Origin of the sequence: Bacteroides sp. (genome assembly GCF_019417265.1) — a bacterium.
Classification (GTDB): Bacteria; Bacteroidota; Bacteroidia; order Bacteroidales; family Bacteroidaceae; genus Phocaeicola.
Genome location: NZ_DXVR01000133.1, coordinates 1 through 5799 on the forward strand (window position 1 = coordinate 1; position 5799 = coordinate 5799).

3 protein-coding genes are annotated in these 5799 nt (G+C 43.9%); 2 read left to right on the plus strand and 1 reads right to left on the minus strand.

Annotated features, from left to right (window positions below; genetic code table 11):
• Nucleotides 1–103: 103 nt before the first annotated feature.
• Nucleotides 104–2827 (minus strand): pyruvate, phosphate dikinase, encoded by a 2724-nt coding sequence (gene ppdK, locus QZ379_RS11835; protein ID WP_291564987.1) that lies wholly within the window; start codon nucleotides 2825–2827, stop codon nucleotides 104–106.
• Between the two features lie 263 nt (nucleotides 2828–3090).
• On the opposite strand from ppdK, the gene rlmD reads away from it, so the two are divergent.
• Both rlmD and QZ379_RS11845 read left to right on the plus strand, forming a co-directional pair.
• Entirely contained in the window at nucleotides 3091–4518 is a 1428-nt protein-coding gene (rlmD, locus tag QZ379_RS11840) for a 23S rRNA (uracil(1939)-C(5))-methyltransferase RlmD (RefSeq protein WP_291564990.1), read from the plus strand.
• 60 nt (nucleotides 4519–4578) lie between these two features.
• Complete coding sequence (locus QZ379_RS11845) at nucleotides 4579–5466, plus strand: RluA family pseudouridine synthase (RefSeq protein ID WP_291564993.1); 888 nt, start codon at nucleotides 4579–4581, stop codon at nucleotides 5464–5466.
• The last annotated feature ends 333 nt before the right edge of the window (nucleotides 5467–5799 follow it).

Here is a 5799-nt window from a genome sequence, read left to right on the forward strand (position 1 = left end):
TCATTTTTTGCGGACAAATGCACGAACCGCCTAAAAACAACTTAGGCTGTAATGCCTGATAAACAGTTCGTTACAGCCTAAATCAAATATTATCCTATATTGCTTATGCTTCCTCAATAGCAGCCTGCGCCGCAGCCAATCGTGCGATAGGCACACGGAACGGAGAGCAAGATACATAGTTCAATCCAACCTTGTGGCAGAATTTTACTGATGAAGGTTCACCACCGTGTTCTCCACAGATACCGCATTTCAAATCAGGACGTACTGAGCGGCCTTTTTCTACAGCCATTTTCACCAACTGGCCTACACCGTTTTGGTCAAGTACCTGGAATGGGTCAACCTTAAGAATCTTCTTTTCAAGATATACAGGCAGGAATGAAGCGATATCATCTCGTGAATAACCGAATGTCATCTGAGTCAGGTCGTTTGTACCGAATGAGAAGTATTCAGCTTTAGATGCAATCTTGTCTGCTGTCAGGGCGGCACGAGGGATTTCAATCATTGTACCTACCTTGAATGGAATTTCCACACCTTCTTTTTCGAAAAGTTCTGCAGCGGCTTTGCGGATAACTTTCTCCTGAGCTTCGAATTCATAAAGAATACCGGTCAATGGCACCATGATTTCAGGATGAGGGTCGTAACCTTCTTTCTTGAGCTCTACTGCTGCACCAAGGATAGCCTGAGTCTGCATTTCTGTGATTTCAGGATATGTGTTACCCAAGCGGCAACCGCGGTGTCCCAACATAGGGTTGTGTTCGCAAAGGCTGTCAACTCTCTGACGGATATATTCAACAGTCACTCCCATAGCCTGTGCCATTTCTTCTTGTCCCTTCAAATCGTGTGGTACGAACTCGTGCAAAGGTGGGTCAAGCAGGCGGACATTGACCGGACATCCGTCCATAGCCTTGAATATACCCTTGAAGTCAGCTTTCTGATATGGAAGAAGTTTTGCCAGTGCTTTCTTGCGTCCTTCCACATCATTGGCAAGAATCATTTCGCGCATTGCTATAATCTTCTGATTGTCGAAGAACATATGTTCTGTACGGCAAAGTCCGATTCCTACTGCACCGAAACCGCGTGCCACTTCTGCATCATGAGGAGTGTCGGCATTAGTACGAACTTTAAGTCTTGTATATTTATCACACAAGTTCATCAGTTTAGCGAAATCGCCTGAAACTTCTGCAGCTTTTGTAGGTACTTCACCTTGATATACATCTCCTGTACTACCATTCAAGGAAATGTAATCGCCTTCTTTCAATACAGTTCCGTCTATCTCTATTGTGCGAGCTTTGTAGTCGATGTTGATTGCACCTGCACCTGAAACACAGCATTTACCCATACCGCGTGCAACTACGGCAGCGTGTGATGTCATACCGCCTCGTGCTGTAAGTATACCTTCGGCAGCAGTCATACCTGCAAGGTCTTCAGGTGATGTTTCTATACGAACGAGAACCACTCTGTGTCCGTCGGCTCTCCACTGTGCAGCGTCTTCTGCAAAGAATACTATCTGACCGCAGGCAGCACCCGGTGATGCAGGAAGCCCACGAGTAAGTGCCTTGGCTGTGCGCAATGCTTCCTTGTCGAATACAGGGTGTAGCAATTCATCGAGTTTGTTAGGCTCGCATCTCTTGATAGCTGTCTTTTCGTCGATAATTCCCTGTTCAAGCATTTCCATTGCTATGCGTACCATAGCCGCACCTGTACGTTTCCCATTACGTGTCTGCAAGAACCAGAGTTTGCCTTCCTGAACAGTGAATTCCATATCCTGCATGTCATGATAGTGGTTTTCAAGTTTAGTCTGGATGGCATCAAGTTCCTTGTATATTTCAGGCATTGCTTCTTCCATTGAAGGGTATTTTGAAACTCGTTCTTCTTCAGAAATACCCTGAAGAGCAGCCCAGCGCTGTGAGCCGATTTTTGTGATTTGCTGTGGAGTACGGATACCTGCCACTACGTCTTCGCCCTGTGCATTGATGAGGTATTCACCATTGAAAAGGTCCTCGCCTGTAGCGGCATCGCGAGAGAATGCCACACCTGTAGCCGAAGTATCGCCCATGTTACCGAATACCATTGCCTGTACGTTTACTGCAGTACCCCATTCAGCAGGTATTCCTTCCATTTTGCGGTAGAGAATGGCGCGTTCGTTCATCCATGAGTCGAACACTGCACAGATGGCTCCCCAAAGCTGTTCGTATGCGCAAGATGGGAAATCTTTACCTGTCTGAGCCTTTACAGCTGCCTTGAATCTCACTACCAGTTCTTTCAGGTCTTCTACATCAAGCTCGTTGTCCAAGCGTACACCCTTAGCTTTCTTTACATCTTCTATAATAGCTTCAAACGGGTCGATGTCTTCCTTGTTTGTAGGTTTCATTCCGAGAACCACATCACCATACATCTGTACGAAGCGACGGTATGAATCCCATGCGAAACGCTCGTTTCCCGTCTTTCTTGCAAGACCGGCTACTACTTCATCATTAAGACCAAGATTAAGGATAGTGTCCATCATACCGGGCATTGAAGCGCGGGCACCTGAACGTACAGAAACGAGAAGCGGATTTTCCACATCGCCGAATTTCGATTTCATCAACTCTTCTACACCTTTGATGGCCTTTTCTACGTCATCTTTCAGTAAAGCTACAACTTTATCTTTTCCTTCGGCATAGTATTCATTACATACATCTGTTGTTATGGTGAAGCCCGGAGGTACCGGAACGCCAATAAGATTCATTTCTGCAAGATTTGCACCTTTTCCCCCAAGTAAGTTTCTCATGTCTGCTTTTCCTTCGGCCTTACCGTTTCCGAAGGTATAGACTCTTTTTGTTTCCATGTTTAGTGTAAGGTTTTTAATTTATCAGTTATTTTAAATATTAATATCATTCTCTCAGACGGTAAATTTTGTAAAATACTGTCTGTTTTTCTTTAACGATGGCAAAACTATATATTATTTGCGGATAAACAAACATATAATTTATATTCTACAACATGTTTTTGTAATGTCTATATAGCAAAATCAACTATTTTGCAAATCATGGTATATTGTCGGAAAAAATGACTAAATTTGCTCCCAAATTGGTTTTATTGAAAAATAACGTGGCAAGAAAGAAAAAAGAACTACCTTTATTGGAAAAGGTAACTATAACAGATGTAGCCGCAGAAGGCAAAGCCTTGGCTAAAGTGAACGATTTAGTAGTGTTTGTCCCGTATGTAGTGCCGGGAGATGTTGTTGACCTGCAAGTGAAACGAAAGAAGAACCATTATGCAGAGGCAGTGGCTGTAAAGTTTCATGAGAAATCTCCAATGAGGGCGGAACCTTTCTGTCAGCATTATGGCGTGTGTGGAGGATGCAAATGGCAGTGTCTTTCGTATGAAGACCAGATACGCTACAAGCAGAAACAGGTGTTTGACAATTTGACACGTATCGGAAAAGTGGAACTTCCTGAATTCATGCCTATCTTAGGTTCGGAGAAAACCAAGTTCTATAGAAACAAGCTCGAATTTACTTTTTCAAATAAGCGTTGGCTCACTGAAGAAGAGGTGAAGCAGGATGTGAAGTATGACCAGATGAATGCTGTAGGTTTCCATATTCCGGGAGCCTTCGACAAAGTTCTGGCCATAGAGAAATGCTGGCTTCAGGATGACATCTCCAACAGAATCAGAAATGCCATACGCGACTATGCATATGAGCACGACTATACTTTCTTTGACTTGCGTTCTCAGGAAGGATTGTTAAGAAATATGATGGTCCGTACATCGTCTACAGGCGAGCTTATGGTGCTGTTGCAGTGTAAGGTTGTGACTGACGATGACCGTACAAAGATGATGGAGATACTTCAGTTCGTGGCCGATTCGTTCCCTGAAATCACATCTCTGATGTATGTTATCAATAATAAATGTAATGATACTATAGGCGACCTCGATGTGGAAGTGTTCAAGGGTAACGACCATATCTTCGAGGAAATGGAAGGCCTGAAGTTTAAAGTCGGACCAAAATCATTCTATCAGACCAACTCAGAACAGGCGTATAATCTCTATAAGGTGGCAAGAGAGTTTGCCGGTCTTACAGGCGACGAACTCGTTTATGACCTTTATACCGGAACAGGGACTATTGCCAATTTCGTGTCGCGCAAGGCAAAGAAGGTGATAGGTCTAGAATATGTGCCTGAAGCAATAGAAGATGCTAAGGTCAATTCTGCGATAAACGGTATCGACAATACACTGTTCTATGCCGGAGATATGAAGGATATCCTTACTCAGGATTTCATCAATGAGCATGGCCGTCCGGATGTAATCATCACAGACCCTCCACGTGCAGGAATGCACAATGACGTAATCGATGTGATAATGTTTGCTGCACCTAAAAGGATAGTATATGTAAGCTGTAACCCGGCTACTCAGGCACGCGACTTGCAGTTGCTCGATTCTATGTATAAGGTAATGGCCGTTCAGCCTGTAGATATGTTCCCTCACACACATCATGTGGAAAATGTTGTTCTCCTTGAGAAAAGAGAAGAAGCATAAAACAAACTAAAATCTGAAGAGAAAGTGGAAGAAAGAAAGAACAGACCGGGAAAACGACCGGTGGCACGTGCTGCAAATAAATGTACTGTATATAATGTGTCGGAATCATCGGAACTGATGGAGTTTCTGATGAAAAAGATGTCGGGAATCAGTCGCACACGAGTTAAGGCGTTGCTTACAAACCGTGTGGTGATGGTCGACAATAATATTCAGACGCAATATAATTTCCCTCTTAAACCGGGAATGAAAGTTCAGATAAGCAAGGAGAAGAACAAGCATGAGTTCCATAATCCATTGCTTAACATACTGTATGAAGACGCTTATATTATAGTAGTGGAGAAAAAGGAGGGACTTCTATCTGTAGCTACCGACCGTCAGAAGGAGCGTACGGCGCAGCATATTCTGAATGAATATGTCAAACGTCAGCACCCGCGAAACCGTGTGTTTGTGGTGCATCGTCTTGACCGCGAAACATCCGGAGTGATGATGTATGCCAAGGACGAAAAAACTCAGCACACACTGCGCGACAACTGGCATGAGATAGTATTCGACCGCCGGTATGTATCCGTCGTAATGGGTGATATGGAGAAAGATCAGGGAACTGTAGAGTCATGGCTTACAGACCGTAAGCTTTATGTAAGCTCGAGCGACTATGATGACGGTGGAAAATTCTCCGTTACACATTATAAGACTATAAAGCGTGCCAACGGCTATTCGCTTGTAGAACTCAATCTTGAAACAGGACGTAAGAATCAGATACGTGTGCATATGCAGACTTTGGGTCATCCGGTGGTAGGCGACTTGCGATACGGTTGTGAGTCCGACCCTTTGGGGAGGCTTGCGCTGCATGCATTCAAGCTTTGTTTCTATCATCCTGTGACGGGGGAGGTTATGCAGTTTGAAACTCCTTATCCCGGCTCTTTTAAGAATCTGATGCTCAGGAAGTAAAATACTTTTATTATAAGTACTTTCCCGTTTGCTGAATATGATACTATGTATCTGTTTGGCAAACGGGCTCTTTTTTATATTCAGATATTCTGACATTTGTTTTAGAATTTTTCGACGCAGAAAGCGTAACACGTTCGTGTAACGGGTGTAACACGTCCGTGTTCCGCGCGCGTCACGCTCGTGTTCCGCGCGTAACACGAACGTGTCACGGTTTTCTTGACGGCGCGTTTTTTTTCTCCCTTACGTTCATTTATATAAATAGTTCCCCAATCTTTGTTTTCCCGTTTCCCTTGTGTCGGTTACCATTTTCCATATCTTTCTCTTGTAAAACAG